This is a genomic window from Dactylosporangium maewongense (assembly GCF_039531485.1).
Classification (GTDB): domain Bacteria; phylum Actinomycetota; class Actinomycetes; order Mycobacteriales; family Micromonosporaceae; genus Dactylosporangium; species Dactylosporangium maewongense.
Genome location: NZ_BAAAQD010000027.1, coordinates 56,517 through 71,950, shown reverse-complemented (window position 1 = coordinate 71,950; position 15,434 = coordinate 56,517). Strand labels below are relative to the sequence as shown.

Sequence of the window (15,434 nt, the reverse complement as noted above, 5' to 3'; positions counted from 1 at the left end):
TCTACGGCAACGTCGCCATGGTCGTCAACCAACGGCCGAGCACCGAACACCATCATCGCATACGGGCGTGCGGCAGATGATCATCTGCTCTTCCTGACCGAGTCCGACACCGACCCAGGGGCACTCCGTGACGGGAGCGCTGCCCACAGAATCTCGGACGCCCCGTGCGGCCGACCTGCACAGGGCGCCATTGTTGCCCTTCAATCAGCTCCCCAGCGGGGACACGCGCGCTCTGCTGAAACCAACCGCCACTGGTCGAAGCGATTCACCGGACTCGTTGGGCGATCCTCAGCTCAGTCAGGTAGCGCTTGACAATTTGACCCCCGTAGTCCACGTCGATCAGCCGCGCGATGGAGTTCAGCAGTGCGCTCCGCTGCACGTCCGGCAAGGCACGGTGTCCGGAGTAGGTCAACAGCAGATCCAGGTAGTCAGCTGTCGAGTACGGCAGCTCCCACTCGTATCGGTAGAACTTCGCAGGCCCGAATCGCCCCGACGAGGTGAGCTCCCGATCGTCTTCGACGATGTCACGAGCAGTCTCAAGACGCAGGCCCGGTGGGGTCGACGGATCGAAGCGCTCGTAGCACTTCTGGGTCTCAACGAAGAATGCCTCGGTCCAGGTGCCGCCAGCGATGTGGTGGGTTCCCACGGTGGCCAGCAGGCCACCGAGACGCAAAGCGTCAGCAGACTTCGACACCCGCACGGCGGGGTCGATCCAGTGAAACGCGGTAGCGGAGAACACCACGTCGAACGGTTCACCGGGCAAGGGCCACTCCTCGAACGCCGCCGTTACGACCTCCACCGCGTCGAACGCGGCAAGATTTCGCCGAGCCACAGCCGCCATGTCGGTGCCCAACTCGACAGCCACGATGCGGTAGCCCCGCTCGGCCAACGGCACAGTCGCCTGCCCAGTGCCACAGCCGATTTCCAGCACTCTTGCCCCAGGCGCTACCCCGGCCGCAGCGAGATCATCAAACATCTGCACTGGGTATCGGGGGCGGGCACGGTCATACCGTGCAGCGTCCTCGTTGAAGGTCTCTCGCAACCTCACGTAGTCATTGCTATCGCTCACCAACAGAGAGTACGAGCGCAGCTCCTACGACAGGCACCCAATTCTCGATGCCACGCACGGCAGGGTCCAGCAGCTCGCCCGCCTGCCGATCGTTACCGGAAAAAAGGGCTCCAGCATCCATTCGTGCCATTCAATCGTGTCCGCCCAGGCAGCGGACCTGGGCCCCCGAGCACCTTGGATGGCAAAGAACAGGCGTCGCACCAGCCGGGCCATGACCTGCAGGCCCCGGCCGGGCGCGTCCGCTATGTGTCCCATGTACGTGCAGCGTGACCGTCCTGGGTTGGCCGGGCGGCCTGGGCGATCGGGGTGTACTGCGTGCCGAGCCCGTCGATGGTGGTGGTCATCGTCTGGCCTGGTTTGAGGTAGTGGTCGGTGTCGGTGCCGAGGGCGGTTCCGGCCGGCGTGCCGGTGGTGATGATGTCGCCGGGGTGCAGCGTCATGAACTGGCTGATGTAGGCGATCAGCTGGTCGATCCGGTGGTGCATGTCGCCGGTACTGGCACGTTGCCTGGTCTCGTTGTCGACGCAGAGTTGCATGGCGAGGCCGTGCGGATCGGGGATCTCGTCGGTCGTGACGAGCCAGGGCCCGATGGGGGCGAACGTGTCGTGTGCCTTGCCCTTGTCCCAGGTGCCGCCGCGGTGCAGCTGCCACGTGCGTTCGGTGATGTCGTTGACGATGCAGTACCCGGCGACGTGGCCCATCGCCTCAGACGTCCGGGCCTGGCGCGCCGTGCGGCCGATGACGACGCCCAGCTCGACCTCGTAGTCGGTGGTCGTGCTCAGCGGCGGCAGGAGCACCGGGTCGTTCGGGCCGCTGACGGCCGACGCCGGCTTCAGGAAGAGCAGCGGCTCGTCCGGCAGGGGCATGCGGGCCTCGTCCGCGTGCGACCGGTAGTTGAGGCCGACCCCGACGATCTTGCCGACCCGGCCGAGGCACGGTCCGATGCGGGTCGGGGTCGGAACCGCTGGAAGCCGGTCGACGTCGAGCCGCGCGAGTTCCGCGAGCCGCTGCGGGGCGAGGCCATCGGGATCGATGTCGGCGATGTGCGCGGACAGGTCCCGAACCGCGCCCGCCGCGTCGAGGACGCCCGGCCGCTCGGCGCCGGGTGGTCCGTAGCGAACGAGTTTCACGACAGCGCCTGGTCGAGGTCCATGTTCAAGTCGGCCGGGTCCTCCAGGCCGACGGCGAGCCGGATGAGCCCGGCCGGCACCAGGTCCTCCACGGTCGCGCTGCCCATGCCGGACCACATCCGGGCCGGGAGGACCACCGCGGCGGTCGGCCCGCCGAAGCTCGCGGCCCGGGAGGGAAGTCGCAGGCGGGAGACCACGCGCTCGGCCGCTTCGAGCCCGCCGCGGACCTCGAAGCTGAGCACGCCTCCGGGGCCGGTCATCTGGCGGGCGATCAGCTCCGCCTGCGGGTGGTCGACGAGGCTGGGGTGGTGCACCCGGACGACGGCCGGATGCTCGGTCAGATGGGCCGCGACGGCTGAAGCCGAGCGGTTGTGCTGCCGCATCCGTACCGGCAAGGTGCGCAGGCCGCGCTGCAACATCCACGCGTCGTGGGCGGACAGTGTGGCGCCGAACAGGTAGGCATCGCTCCACAGCCGGTCGGCGAGGTCGTTGGAGGTGACCGCGACGCCGGCGGTGAGGTCGCCGTGGCCGCCGAGGTACTTGGTGGCGCTGTGGAGCACGATGTCGGCCCCGAGCCCGAGCAATTGCTGGTTGACCGGTGAGCCGAGCGTGGCGTCGACCGCCAGGACCGCCCCGGCACGACGGGCCAGCGTTGCGATCGCCGCAACGTCGGTGACGCGCAGCAGCGGGTTCGTCGGCGTCTCGAGCAGCACCAATGTCGCCGGGGTGCGCAATGCCTGGTCGAACCCGGCCAGGTCGTCGTGGTGGACGAAGTCGACGCCGATGCCGAGCCGCGGAGCGATGCTGTCCAGGAAGCCGGCAGTCCCCCCGTACAGCTCGCGTTGCGCGACGACCCGCGCGCCGGTGCCGAACGCGACGATCGTCGCGGTGATCGCGGCCATGCCGGAGGCGTACAGCAGCGCCGTTTCGCCGCCCTCGAGCGCGGCGATGACCGAAGCGGTCTCGGCGTGGTTCGGGTTGCCGTAACGGGTGTAGAAGTCGATGGCCCGCCGCCGGACCGCCAGGTCGGCGAACGCGGCGGCGGTCGGGGCGGCGAACGCGGCGGTCGGATGGATCGCCGGCGCGACGTCGACGCCGACGAGTCCCCCGACGGGGCGCCGCTGGGCGGCGACGGTGTCCGCCTGCCAGGTGTTCATCTGGCCGCCACGCATTCGATCTCCACCCGCGCGCCCAGCGGCAGCGCGGCGACAGCGACGGTGCTGCGGGCCGGATATGGCCCGGGCATCACCTCGGCGAAGACGGCATTCATCGATCCGAAGTCGGCCATGTCGACGAGGAACACGTTGCACTTCACGACCGAGGCGAAGTCCAGGCCCGCCGCGTGCAGCACCTGCAGCAGGTTGGCGAACACCTGGCGGGTCTCGGCGGCGACGCCACCGCCGACGATCTCGCCGGTGGAAGGGTCCTGTCCGGTCTGTCCGGACACGTAGACGAGATCGCCTGTACCGATGACCGCGTGCGAATACGGTCCGGCCGGAGGGGCGATCTGCGGGCTGGTGACAATTTCGCGCATGCAGGCCAAGGTGCTCCCGATTGGCCCTCGCCTCAAGGGCCATTTGCCGCGAAAGTGGTCCAGGTGAGCGTGCCTGATCTCGTGCCCCTGCTCGCCGGCTGGCGCAGCCATCGCGGCCCCCTGCACCAGTGCCTCGCGCTCGCCGTGACATCGCTCATCGAGGCCCGGCTGCTGCGGCCAGGCGACCGCCTTCCGTCCGAACGCGCGCTCGCCCGCCGTCTCGGGATCAGCCGCACCACGGTCGCCGGTGCCTACGACCTGCTGCGCCAGCGCGGAGCACTGCACAGCGTCCGCGGGAGCGGCACGACCGTGACCGGCGACCGGACCTTGCGGCACGATCCAGCCATCGCGGCCCTGGCGGCCAACCCGTTCATCCGCAGCACGCACCCACGGCATTCGACCGACTCCGTCGACCTCACGGTCTGCCGGTTCGACCCGCCCACGATCCTGGCCGAGACGCTCGCCCGCTCCGCCGACGCCCTGCTCGACCTGATCGGCAGCGGACACGACACGGCGGGCCTGCCGGAACTACGATCCGCACTCGCCGACCACCTCACCGGTCACGGTCTGCCCACCCAGCCGTCACAGCTGCTGATCACCACCGGCTCCCAACAGGCGCTGGCGCTCATCGCCTCCGATCTCGAACGCAACGACCGCGTCATGATCGAGGACCCCACCTACTTCGGCGCGCTGCACGCCTACCTCCAGCGCCGCGCCAGACTGCTGCCGTGCAGCGTCGATCACCTCGAGCGGGCCGCCGGTCTCGCCGCGAACGAGCACCGGGTGGATCTCGTCCATGTCACGTCCGCCGTGCACAACCCCACCGGCCGCCAGCTCGACGACGCGACCGGCCGACGGGTCGTCGAGCTGGCCGGACGCTGGGGCGCCACCCTCGTCGACGACCAGGCCCTACGGTTCCTCGCCGACCAGCCGCCGCCCTTCCTCGCCACGCACGACCCCCACGCGGACATCATCACCATCGGCACGTTCAGCAAGGTGCTGTGGTCCGCCCTGCGAGTCGGCTGGCTCCGCGCACCGGCGCCGGCAATCGCCCGGTTCAGCGCGCGCAAGGCCGCGCTCGACCTCGCCACACCCGCCCTCGACCAGGCGCTCGTCCTGCACTGCCTGCCACACATCGACGCGCTCGCCGCACACCGGCGCCAGCAGCTCACGCATCAACGCGCCCACCTGCGGCGCCGGCTCCGACAAGACCTCCCCCTCTGGCACGATGCCAGCGGCGACAGCGGGCCCTTCCTCTGGGTCCGCACCCACCTCGACGACGCCGACCCCATCGTGCAGGCCGCCGCCAGAGTCCAGGTCGGCATCACCGCCGGGCGCACCCTGACCCCGACCGACCGCTGGAACTCCCACATCCGGATCGCCGTCACGACCACCGACACCGCCCTCGACGCCGCGGCCGACCGACTCGCGGAGCTCGCCCGCACCTTCGACGACGGTTCGCCGCTTACGGCGCCGGCTTCGTCGATGACCACGCATCGTCTGCGCCCCTGACTCGCCGCGACACAGCGTGACGATCGCCGGGCCGGCTGCTGAAAGCTTGCCTGCCTCCGTTCGTATCAGAACCGTGCCCGGCTCCGTCCTCCCCCCGATGCCAGTGATACGGACGAGGGAGACCGACATGAACGGCAATCGCGCACAGGGTCGTTGGCGGCACGCGATGGCTCGCGCAGCCGTGGTGATGCTCGGAACGGCCGGCCTGGTCGTCGTGGGTGCCGGCGCGGCGCAGGCTGCCACGGCGGAGTTTCAGGCCTGCACCAACGCGGGCGGGCAGCCGGTCTCGCTCGCCCGGGGCTGGATCACGCAGTGCACCCTGGGCAAGGGCGCCCACACGTACACCGCGCCGCCGGGCGCCCGTACGGTCACCTTCGACCTGTACGGCGCGCAGGGCGGCAACCCCGACGGTGGGGTGCCCGGCTCCGGCGGTGCGGTCCGCGGCACCCTGCCCACGTCCGGCGACACGTTTCAGATCAACGTCGGCGGCCAGGACGGCAGCAGCGGCCCATTCGTCGCCTACCAGCGGGTCGTGCACGAGGCCGGCTCGGCCGGCGTCCACATGGAGGACGGGCCGCAGCCGTACGCCGGCGGCGCGAGCTCGGTGGGGCCGACCACCGGCAGCGGCGGCGGCGCCACGGTCCTGTTCGCCGCGGGCGCTCCGCTGACGCAGCCGCTGCTCGTGGCCGGCGGCGGCGGTGGCGCGGGCAACCACGGATTGATCTTCACCGCCAGAACCGGAAGCAATGAGTGGTCCCTCTTCCCGTACGGCGCCAACGGCGGCAATGGCGGCCTTGCCAACACGAACGGGCAGTCGGGCGGCAACCTCACCCAGTGCGGCCCGGCCGGCAGGTGCCAGACCCTGGTGCCGGGCGGTGGCGGCGGCTACGGCGGGTCCGCCGGCGGGGGCGGCGGCACGTGCGCGGCGAACTGCAGCACCGCCCCGGCCGGCCGCAACGTCGGCCTCGGCCAGGGCGGCGAGGGCGGCTCGGGCGGCTGGGGCAACGGGGGCGGCGGCGGGGGCGGCTACATCGGAGGCGGCGCCGGCGGCTCCAGCATGAACCATTCCAGCTACGGCGTGAGCGGTACTGGCGGCGGGGGCGGCGGCACGAGCTGGGCCTCCCCGACCGTCACGAACGTCAGCTACCGCGACGGCGTCCGCACCGGCGACGGCGCGGCCGTCATCACCACCACGAACGCGAACTTCGGCAAGTACAACGCAAACGGCTTCGCGTTCGGCGCCGGCGAGGTCTTCATCTCCGGCGCGGCGTACACCACCGACAACTTCGCCCTGATCATGCAGACCGACGGCAACCTGGCCATCTACAACCGCGACGGCGGCGTGGTCTGGTCGTCCGGCACGAACGGCTGGCCCGGCGCCCTGGCGCAGCTGCAGACCGGCGGCAACTTCGTCATCTGGGCGTACCTGAACGCGGTCAACCCGAGCTGGACGACCGGCACCAGCGGCACGGGCAACCAGCTGCGCTTCAGCCCCAACGGCACCCTCACCGTCACCAACGCCGCCGGCACGCAGATCTGGACCACCACCAACGTCTTCACCGCGGGCATGACGCTCCAGCCCGGCACGCAGTACTACGCGCAGAACGGCTACTACACGCTGCTCATGCAGAGCGACGGCAACCTGGTCGAGTACAACCGGTTCGGCCAGCCGCTCTGGGCCTCGAACACGGCGGGGTACCCGGGCGCCGCCGCGACCATGCAGGGCGACGGCAACTTCGTCATCTACCAGGCCGGCCGGCCGCTGTGGGCCACCGGCACCAACGGCAGGGGCGGCACCATGTTCGCCTTCCAGGGCGACGGCAACCTGGTCGTGTACACGGCCGCCGGCGCCGCGATCTGGGCCAGCAACACCGCGGGCAGATAGCCACGTGGCCCGGTGGGAAACCGCCGGGCCACGTGCAATGCAATGTCCGCAGCGATGGACGCCAGAGCTGGCGACCATCGGCTCACCCGCGACCTCTATCGACGAGTCGACGGCACCTGGCACCTCGGCTCATCCGCCTGACCGGCGTGAGCACGCCGCGGCGTAAAGCGAATCACTCAGTCGCCGACAGGGCGTGACCAATGCGGTAGGCACCTGATCAGGGCACTCCGTCGCGGCGCTCGACCGGCCATGAGCGGATGGTTCGACATCGGATTGCTAGCTCTTCAACGGCCAGCGCTGAGACCAGCCGCCGTGCGGTGGTGTCAGCCCGACCTCCTGGTCGAAGATCTCGGCGCACTTCGCGACGCACACCTGGCAGATGATCGGCCCGGCCTCGGTGGCTACAACCCGGACATGCCGGTTGTGGCGGCCGCACAGAGAACAGGTGACGTCGCTGAACTTGGACGGATCATCCACCACCCGACGAGAGTATCGGCCTCGGGGCAGCGAGCGTTGTCCGCCATGAGCGTGCGGCCGAAGGGACTCGCTCGAGATAGGGCAAACTTCGTTCATGACCAACGGAACCCAGGTGTCCTTGGCAGACCTCCGGAAGGCCCTGACGCAGCTACTCGACGCGGTCGAACGGCAGCACGGGCCGACTGTCGACTTGAAGGCGGACTACTACTGGACCATCGGTCCGGCGGACGCGTTCCGCTTCGATATCACCGGCTGTCCCGAGCCCACAGTGGGCACGTTGACCGACGATGTCCAATCCATGCGAGACATCCTGAAGACAACGCACGACGAGCCGATAGCCGTGTGGCATGACCTGGCCCACGTCATCGGCATCCTCAACCGACTCGCCGCACTCGACCTGCCGGGGACGGTCAATGGTCGCCTCTGACTCACCAGCCTGCGACGCACAGGCGAGCGCATCGTGTCAGGTCCGGACGTCTGGCCTGGCCGATTGATTGTGGTAACGGTGATGATGATCTACGCTGCCGAATCGTGAGCCTGCGAGTCCTGTCCATGCGCATCTGCGCCGCCGTCACCGGTGTTGTCACCTCGACCGCCGCTGGCGCTCCGGCCTGGGCCGGCGGCTCCGGGGCACAAGGGTCCAGAGACGCAGCGGAAGATATCGCATACTCGCTCGGCCGCCTGACCAGCACCCTGTGCTGCATCGCAGTCGTTGTCGGCGTTGTCGTCTTCTTGGTCCGCCGCAACAGGCGCTGAAGACCCACACTACCCAGAGCGCAAGACACCGAGATTGACCAGCACCCAGCTGGCCCGGGCCTGCGGCGCGCCCTTGGGCACGCTACCAATCAGCGGCGCTCCGTCCTGCCACAATGATCGGCCCGACCAAGCCGTCAAAGATCCCTGAGCATTGGGGGCCGAGGCGGGCTCCGTCAGCGGCATGAGTGCTCGCTCGTCACGGAGTCCTGGGCGGTATCCCGCGGAAGAACTCGGCCAATGTTCGGCCGGACTCTGCGAGTTGTCGTTCGAGGCCCTCCTTCGCTTGCATGAGGGAGGCTTGCGCGGCCTCGGGCGTGGCCCGGGATGGACCGGCCTGTGGAAACATCGCGGCGAGTCGCGGCAGCCGCTGACGGGACTCTGCCAGGTCGTAGTGATCCCAGCGTTCTTCCTCGACGGGCTGCGGTAGTGGCTCGGCGGTGGTCAGCCGGGACGTCTGCGCGTGGTAAATGCTCGCGCAGTCACCGTAACGGCGCTCGTACTCATGGACGGCAACGAACTCCAGTTCCTCCCGATAGGGCCATTCCTCTTCCGCCCAGGTGCGCGAGTGCCGGCCGGCCAGGCGCTGTACCTCTGGTTGGTCAGCGAGCCGGTCAGGGTCGTCGGCAACCCGGTCGAACACGACGGGACCAAGTCCGACCAGCCACGCGCGGAACCCGCTGAAACCATCATCGCTGCACCCACCCTGGATCAGGCTGGCCGCGTGCCACATCAACCAGCTGCCCACCCGATCTGTCTGGGCGTCGAGGTGATCCTGGAAGTCGATCAGATCTTCGTCCGCGAGCCCGGTCAGTGCCGCTGCGAGCCAGTCGCCTCGCTCGATCGGACCGGTGGTTTCCTGCGCCGAGCGCTCGATGAGCGCCCAGAATCCAGCAAGATCCATGTGCCGCATTATGTCGTACGAGACGCACGCTCATCGGCATGCCTGCGCACCGAATGGCGCAGAACGCCCGTCACACCGAGTGATGGGCCTACGCGCTCGGTCGGCGGCAGATCCGGACGCCTCGCGAACCGCTTGCACGGCGTGTGATCATCGTTTGATGGTCATGGAGCCGGTCCCCAGCTACGAGGAGTTGATCTGGCTATTCGAGGCGGAGCCGGTCTATCGGTACGCCGAGGACGAGCGTACGGCCGGCTATGAGTTCGATTGGCGTGAACTGTGGCCCTATACGGCCGTGACGTTCCAAACCGCGCGGGCCGGCTACGACATCGAGATGTACATCGAGCCCGGATACGAGGTCGTCCGGCTCCGGTTGCGTGTCGCGCCCGGCGGCGCTGAACTGCTCAACCTGGATCTTCGAGGCGTCCGCAGTGTCGGGGTCGAGCGCATCCATGGTCGCGAACTGCTACGTCTAGACTTTCCGGATGATTCGCCGGCATCGACCCTATGGCTGCGCATGAAGCCGGACATAGCCGTGCTTTGGTCGTACGACCCCACCAGCTGACGCGCCCGCACGTTGTCCGCGGCAGAAGCGTGCATCCGGTCGGTCGTCACAATGGACCGATGAGCGGTGAACGGTGGCATCGGCCGGTGCAGGAAGGCGTGCCGATGGACATGGCGCAGGCATGGGAGCTAGCCCATCTGTGGTGGCGGAGCAATGTCTTGTCGACGTTTGTGGCCGCCTATACCAACGACGCGGACCGTGCTCGCGAGGCCAGGCAGCTCTGTGATCAGTTGTTTGGTACCGACTCTGTGGACCTGGCGGTGGCCGAGGAGATCGTTTCCACGCTGGATGGGTGGGCGTGGGAGCTGGCAGATCAGGTGCCTGTTCCCGCCGAGCCTCGACCGGATGAGGCCGACCGGCAGGTGCGCGACTATGTCAAGGACGTCATCCGTGACCGCGTACCGGCCGAGCTGCGTGATTGGGCGGAGCGTACGCAGCTTTTCTTGGACGTCACCTACAAAGCTGTGATGAGGGAGCAAACGCTGCCCGCGCGAGTTCGCGAGGACGTCCGCTACGTGTACGTGCGCGGGACGATGGCCGTCGATCTCGGCAACCGTACAGCAGCCGAGCGCGAGCTTGAACGCCTCAAGAGGTACGAAACCGCACTCACGGAACAGGCACCGTGACGACCAGACCGGCCCGCTGCCAGGTCGACCGGGCGCCCGCTCATCGGCTTCTTGTCTACTGGTGGTACGACCGCAGCCAGGCCAGGCTTGGTCGAGGTGATCGGCAGGGTGGCTCTCTCATCGGCTGCCCGCTGTGGTTTGGTGTGGCTCTCATTTGGCATGCGTCCTGCCGGTCACCGCGGCGTGGAGAGGCTCCAGAGGGGTCTGCCCAGCTCGAAGAAGCGCTGCCCTCCTCGCTGACATGGCACCCGTCAGATCGAGGAGGACCGGCATGGCACGCGTCGTCATCGGCATGGACCCGCACAAGCGGTCCGCGACCATCGAGATCATCAACGGCCGGGAGAAGGTCCTGGCGCAGGGTCGGTTCGGCACCGACCGGGACGGCTACACCACGATGCTCAGACTGGGCCGGCAGCACAAGGACCGGGTCTGGGCGGTAGAAGGCTGCAACGGCATCGGCCGGCACATCGCCCAACGGTTGGTCGCTGACGGCGAAACCGTGCTCGACGTGCCAGCAAAGCTGTCCGCGCGGGCTCGCCTGTTCGACACCGCCCAGGGTCGTAAGACCGATCCCGCCGACGCGCACTGTGTCGCAGTGGCTGCGTTGCGCGCTACCGGGTTGCGGCAGGTGGTCGTCGATGACATCACGGTCGCCCTGAAACTGCTCGTCGACCGCCGTGACGGTCTGGGCCGGGCCCGGACCGAGGCACTGAGCCGGCTGCACCACCTGCTGCTGGAACTCGTTCCCGGCGGGGCGAAGCAGTTCCTGTCCGCGCCGCAGGCCCGGGCGCTGCTCAACACCGTCCGGCCGCGCGACATCGTGGGTCGCACCCGCCGGCAGCTGGCCTCGGAACTGATCACCGAGGTCGCCGTCATCGACAGGAAGATCAAGGCCGCCAACACGCAACTGACCGAGCTGATCGCCTCGACCGGCAGCACCCTGCAGCAGCTCAACGGGATCGGCCCGTCCGGCGCCGCCAGGCTCCTCGGTGATATCGGCAACATCGACCGGTTCGCCAGCCGGGATCACTTCGCGTCCTGGAACGGCACCGCACCCATCGACGCGTCCTCCGGCGACCAGCGGCGTCACCGGCTCTCACGAGCCGGGAACCGGCGCATCAACCGGGTCCTGCACATCATGGCCATCGTCCAGCTCCGCAACGACACCGAAGGACGCGCCTACTACCGGCGCAAACTCGCCGCGGGCAAGAGCCCGATGGAAGCCATGCGCGCCCTGAAACGCCGACTGTCCAACGTGGTCTATCAGCAGATGGTCCGCGACGCCGAACGCGTCAGGACGGGCCCGGGAGGGCAAACGGGAGCGACTCTGCAATCCAGCGCGGCCGGCTCAATCCCGACAGCCAGCACTTCGGACAAGCCACTTCCCGGACCCGCCAGAACCAACTCTAGAACACCACTCTTGGCCGCCTCTTGACACAGAGGGGTGCCATAGTCGGAAGCCCGGCTCGTTTAAGTCACTCACCGTCGATAGCACCCTGGCTGGCGCCGAGCACCCGCAGGACGTGCGCGAGAGGCTGCGCCGACCCGCCTGAGACCTTCTTTCCGTCACGGCGTGATCACAGAGACGATATCGCCCGGGATGGGTCCGCGCGCCTAGTCTCTCCTTATTCTGATCACCCGTGGCGTGGGCGGTCGATGCCCGCCGGGTGATCCCTCATGGGGAGGAACCACCATCAACACAGAGGGCACGCAGAGTGCTGTCCACGGCCGGCTCGCGCGTGGGCCGCGGCGCTGGGCCATGGTGGGCGTCTCGACGCTCGCCGCCGCGGGTGTCGTGCTCGTCTCGGGCGCGCCAGCGTCGGCGGAAGCGGTGAAGCCGGCCGCGGGTGAGGTGCTGGGCAACCAGGAGCAGAGCCTGCCGGGCAGCTACATCGTCCAGCTGAAGAACACCGCCTTCGGCGGTCTCAACACGGCGCAGGCGAAGGCCAACGTCGCCACCGCGGCCCGGGCGCTGACGACCCGGCACGGCGGCAAGATCACCCACGAGTACAGCGTCACGCTGAAGGGCTTCGCGGTCGGCGGGCTCTCCGAGGACCAGGTCGCACGCCTGGCGGCCGACCCGTCGGTGGCGTCCGTGTCGCGCGATGCGTTACAGCACAAGTCGGACACTCAGCAGTCCCCGGTCTTGAACCTGGACCGGATCGACCAGCGCCAGTCAGCGCTGGACTCCGCGTACACGTATCCGAACACGGCGTCGTCGGTGACGGCGTACGTCCTCGACACCGGGTTGTACAAGGAGCACACCGAATTCGGTGGCCGGGCGTCGTGGGGCCGCAACTTCGTCGACCGGGTGGCGAACCCGATCCCGGACACCCCGTACAACACGCCCGAGCACAATCTGCCCGACAACGTGTCCGACTGCAACGGGCACGGCACGCACGTGGCCGGCACGCTCGGCGGCACCAGGTACGGCGTGGCCAAGGAAGTCAAGATCGTCGCCGTCCGGGTGCTGGACTGCTACGGCTACGGCTGGACCTCCGAGGCCCTCGCCGGCGTCGAGTGGGTGACGGCCAACGCTGCGAAGCCGGCCGTGGTCAACGTGAGTTTCGGCGGCAGCGGCGTCGACCCGGCGGAGGACGAGGCGATCCGCACGTCGATCGCGTCAGGCCTGACCTATGCCATCGCCGCCGGCAACGGCGACGAGACCGTCAACCCGATCGACGCCTGCAGCCAGTCGCCGGCCCGGCTCCCCGAGGCGCTGACGGTCGGGGCGTCGTTTCGGTACGGCAACGACGACGTCCCCGTCAGCTGGTCGAACTACGGACCGTGCGTGGACCTCTATGCACCGGGCGGTTACGTCAGATCTGCCTGGAACGACTCGAGCTCCGGCACCAGGGACCTGCACGGCACGTCGACAGCCGCCGCGCACGTGGCCGGTGCGGCCGCGCTGATCCTGCAGGCGAACCCGGCCTTCACGCCCGCGCAGGTCAGCCGCGCGATCGTTCAGGGCGCCACGTCAGGCGCGCTGAACATGGGCGTGATGTACCCGCCACACGCCGTGAACAGCACCGCGAACCGCCTGCTGTACGTCCGTCAGAACACCCCGCCGAAGATCGCGTCGAAGCCGGCCGGCATCAACAACCAGCGCTTCGGCACGACCGAGGTCTACGGCCGCACCACGGACAACAAGATCGTGTACGCGTACAGGGCCGGCGCGAACTGGTCGGAGTGGGCCGACCTGGACGGCAACGCGCAGGGCGACCCGGCTCCGCTGTACAACCCCCGCTTCGGCACGACCGAGGTCTATGCCCGCACGTCGAGCAACACCCTCGCGTACCGCTACTACCAGAACGGCTGGTCCGGCTGGATCGACCTCGGCGGTGACCTGGCCGGCAGCCCGGCCATCCTGTACAACCCGCGCTTCGGGACGACTGAGGTGTACGCCCGGTTCGCAGACGGCACCCTGAACTACCGTTACTACTCCAACGGCTGGTCGCAGTGGTTCAGCCTGGGCGGCAACGTCGCCAGCGACCCGGCACTGCTCTACAACCCGAAGTTCGGCACCACCGAAGCCTACGTCCGCACCACGGACAACAAGCTGCAGTACCGGTACTACTCAGCGGGCTGGTCCGACTGGCTCGACCTGGGCGGCACCCTCGCCGGCAACCCGGGCGTCATCTACAACCCGACCTACGGCACCACCGAGGTGTACACCCGCACGTCGACCAACACCCTCGCCTACCGGTACTACTACAACGGGTGGGCGAACTGGATCGGCCTGGGCGGCAGCCTCGCCAGCGACCCCGGAGTCATCTACAACCCGAAGTTCGGCACCACCGAAGCCTACGCAGCGACCACCGGCGGCCAGAGCCAGTACGTGTACTACTACAAGGGCTGGTCCGGCTGGAACAACATCGGCGGCGCCGCCGCATCAGCACCCTCGGCGATCTACAACGCGTCCAACCGCACGACGCAGGTCTACACCCGCAGCGGCGACAACCACGTCAACTTCGCCGAGTACAACAACGGCTGGGCCCCCTGGCTCGACGTCTCAGCGTGACACGACAGCACCGCTCGGCACCCCACACAGGGTGCCGGGCGGTGTGCCGTTCACCGACAGGTGACGTCCCTCGCGGGCGGCGCGCCGTCGAGGAGGTAGCGCTCGCCCGTCCACGTCGCCACAGACCCCTGACGGACAGCCCAACATCCCAAGATCACGTGCTCGCTCATCGGCATGGTCGTGCGCACGACCGGCAGGTCCCCGGTCTGTCAGGCCGTGTACAGACCGGGACGATGGCCAGCGCGCCGCAGCGCCCGATCGGCGGCAAAGTAATGCACGTGATGTTGAGGCGAGCGACTTCCCTGAGGAGGACTACGAGCGGAAGTTGGCCCGACCGTTTCCAGCACGGCAACCTCTGCACGACCGACCGTCGCGGCCTCGTGTACGCCGGTGCGGCTCAGCCGATGAACATGATCAGGCCGGTGCAGGTCGTCGTCCACCCTGGGCGATCTTCAAGCCGCAACGGCAGCTCGAAGACCCGGTTCCCGTCCGGGTCGGTCACGACGCCCCGTCCCCCATCGCTTGCGGGCCTGAGTTGGCCGTGGAAGTCGTCCGGCGGGATCATGCCGAAGCCGCCCGGCTTGGTCCGAAAGTCGAAGTCCGCCGGGATGCCGACGAACCGGAACACGTAGACGCCGGGGCCGGTCAGGTCGACCGGCTCGGAGGCGAGCGCCCAATCGGTACCGTTCGCCGGATTCTGGTAGTACGGCGACGCGCTGCGCGTCATCTCGGTCTTCTGGGTAATGATCTGCTGGACCTTCTGCAGCGGGTCGACGGTGGTGCAGGGCGCGACGGACGGCGCCTTGTCCAGCGGTACGACGTGCGCCCGTGGCCGGGCGTCCAGCTGTGTCACGGCGACGGCCACCGCCACGGTCATCACCGCCGTGGCTGCGGCCGCGCCGGCCAAGGCCGCGCGCCGCCGTCCCTGCAGCCTGCGGCCCGCGGCGACGGCGTCCTCGAC

At 68.7% G+C, this 15,434-nt stretch carries 14 protein-coding genes; 7 read left to right on the top strand and 7 right to left on the bottom strand.

What is annotated here, in order from left to right; all coding sequences use genetic code 11:
* Positions 1 to 265: 265 nt before the first annotated feature.
* The 4 genes from ABD332_RS46780 to ABD332_RS46765 form a co-directional block, all read right to left on the bottom strand.
* Complete coding sequence (locus ABD332_RS46780; protein ID WP_344511365.1) at positions 266 to 1,048, bottom strand: class I SAM-dependent methyltransferase; 783 nt, start codon at positions 1,046 to 1,048, stop codon at positions 266 to 268.
* 263 nt (positions 1,049 to 1,311) lie between these two features.
* Positions 1,312 to 2,199, bottom strand: coding sequence for a fumarylacetoacetate hydrolase family protein (locus ABD332_RS46775; protein WP_344511237.1), 888 nt, complete (start codon positions 2,197 to 2,199; stop codon positions 1,312 to 1,314).
* Positions 2,196 to 3,371 carry a trans-sulfuration enzyme family protein gene (locus tag ABD332_RS46770; protein WP_344511235.1) on the bottom strand — a complete coding sequence of 392 codons (1,176 nt, stop codon included), beginning with the start codon at positions 3,369 to 3,371 and terminating at the stop codon, positions 2,196 to 2,198. The genes ABD332_RS46775 and ABD332_RS46770 overlap by 4 nt, the downstream gene beginning before the upstream one ends.
* Positions 3,353 to 3,733 (bottom strand): Rid family detoxifying hydrolase, encoded by a 381-nt coding sequence (locus ABD332_RS46765; protein WP_344511233.1) that lies wholly within the window; start codon positions 3,731 to 3,733, stop codon positions 3,353 to 3,355. The genes ABD332_RS46770 and ABD332_RS46765 overlap by 19 nt, the downstream gene beginning before the upstream one ends.
* Before the next feature lie 63 nt (positions 3,734 to 3,796).
* On the opposite strand from ABD332_RS46765, the gene ABD332_RS46760 reads away from it, so the two are divergent.
* Entirely contained in the window at positions 3,797 to 5,245 is a 1,449-nt protein-coding gene (locus ABD332_RS46760; protein ID WP_344511231.1) for an aminotransferase-like domain-containing protein, read from the top strand.
* 184 nt (positions 5,246 to 5,429) lie between these two features.
* Positions 5,430 to 7,130 (top strand): hypothetical protein, encoded by a 1,701-nt coding sequence (locus tag ABD332_RS46755; RefSeq protein ID WP_344511229.1) that lies wholly within the window; start codon positions 5,430 to 5,432, stop codon positions 7,128 to 7,130.
* Between the two features lie 276 nt (positions 7,131 to 7,406).
* On the opposite strand, the gene ABD332_RS46750 is transcribed toward ABD332_RS46755, so the two are convergent.
* Entirely contained in the window at positions 7,407 to 7,610 is a 204-nt protein-coding gene (locus ABD332_RS46750; RefSeq protein ID WP_344511227.1) for a ClpX C4-type zinc finger protein, read from the bottom strand.
* A 91-nt stretch (positions 7,611 to 7,701) separates the two neighbouring features.
* Here ABD332_RS46750 and ABD332_RS46745 point away from each other — a divergent pair, with 91 nt between their 5' ends.
* Complete coding sequence (locus tag ABD332_RS46745) at positions 7,702 to 8,034, top strand: hypothetical protein (RefSeq protein WP_344511225.1); 333 nt, start codon at positions 7,702 to 7,704, stop codon at positions 8,032 to 8,034.
* Between the two features lie 525 nt (positions 8,035 to 8,559).
* Here the strand turns inward: ABD332_RS46745 and ABD332_RS46740 are convergent.
* Positions 8,560 to 9,264, bottom strand: a complete 705-nt coding sequence (locus ABD332_RS46740) for a DUF4240 domain-containing protein (protein ID WP_344511223.1) — start codon at positions 9,262 to 9,264, stop codon at positions 8,560 to 8,562.
* Between the two features lie 157 nt (positions 9,265 to 9,421).
* Between ABD332_RS46740 and ABD332_RS46735 the strand changes: the two genes are divergently transcribed.
* From ABD332_RS46735 to ABD332_RS46720, 4 genes are all read left to right on the top strand, one after another.
* The gene (locus ABD332_RS46735; protein ID WP_344511221.1) at positions 9,422 to 9,826 is read left to right on the top strand and encodes a hypothetical protein; all 405 of its coding nucleotides are present in this window, start codon (positions 9,422 to 9,424) and stop codon (positions 9,824 to 9,826) included.
* Positions 9,827 to 9,885: 59 nt separating this feature from the next.
* Positions 9,886 to 10,452 carry a hypothetical protein gene (locus ABD332_RS46730; protein WP_344511219.1) on the top strand — a complete coding sequence of 189 codons (567 nt, stop codon included), beginning with the start codon at positions 9,886 to 9,888 and terminating at the stop codon, positions 10,450 to 10,452.
* Between the two features lie 271 nt (positions 10,453 to 10,723).
* The gene (locus ABD332_RS46725; RefSeq protein ID WP_344511217.1) at positions 10,724 to 11,887 is read left to right on the top strand and encodes an IS110 family RNA-guided transposase; all 1,164 of its coding nucleotides are present in this window, start codon (positions 10,724 to 10,726) and stop codon (positions 11,885 to 11,887) included.
* A gap of 324 nt (positions 11,888 to 12,211) precedes the next feature.
* Complete coding sequence (locus tag ABD332_RS46720; protein WP_344511215.1) at positions 12,212 to 14,473, top strand: DUF8189 domain-containing protein; 2,262 nt, start codon at positions 12,212 to 12,214, stop codon at positions 14,471 to 14,473.
* 397 nt (positions 14,474 to 14,870) lie between these two features.
* On the opposite strand, the gene ABD332_RS46715 is transcribed toward ABD332_RS46720, so the two are convergent.
* Entirely contained in the window at positions 14,871 to 15,344 is a 474-nt protein-coding gene (locus ABD332_RS46715) for a hypothetical protein (protein ID WP_344511213.1), read from the bottom strand.
* Positions 15,345 to 15,434 lie beyond the last annotated feature (90 nt).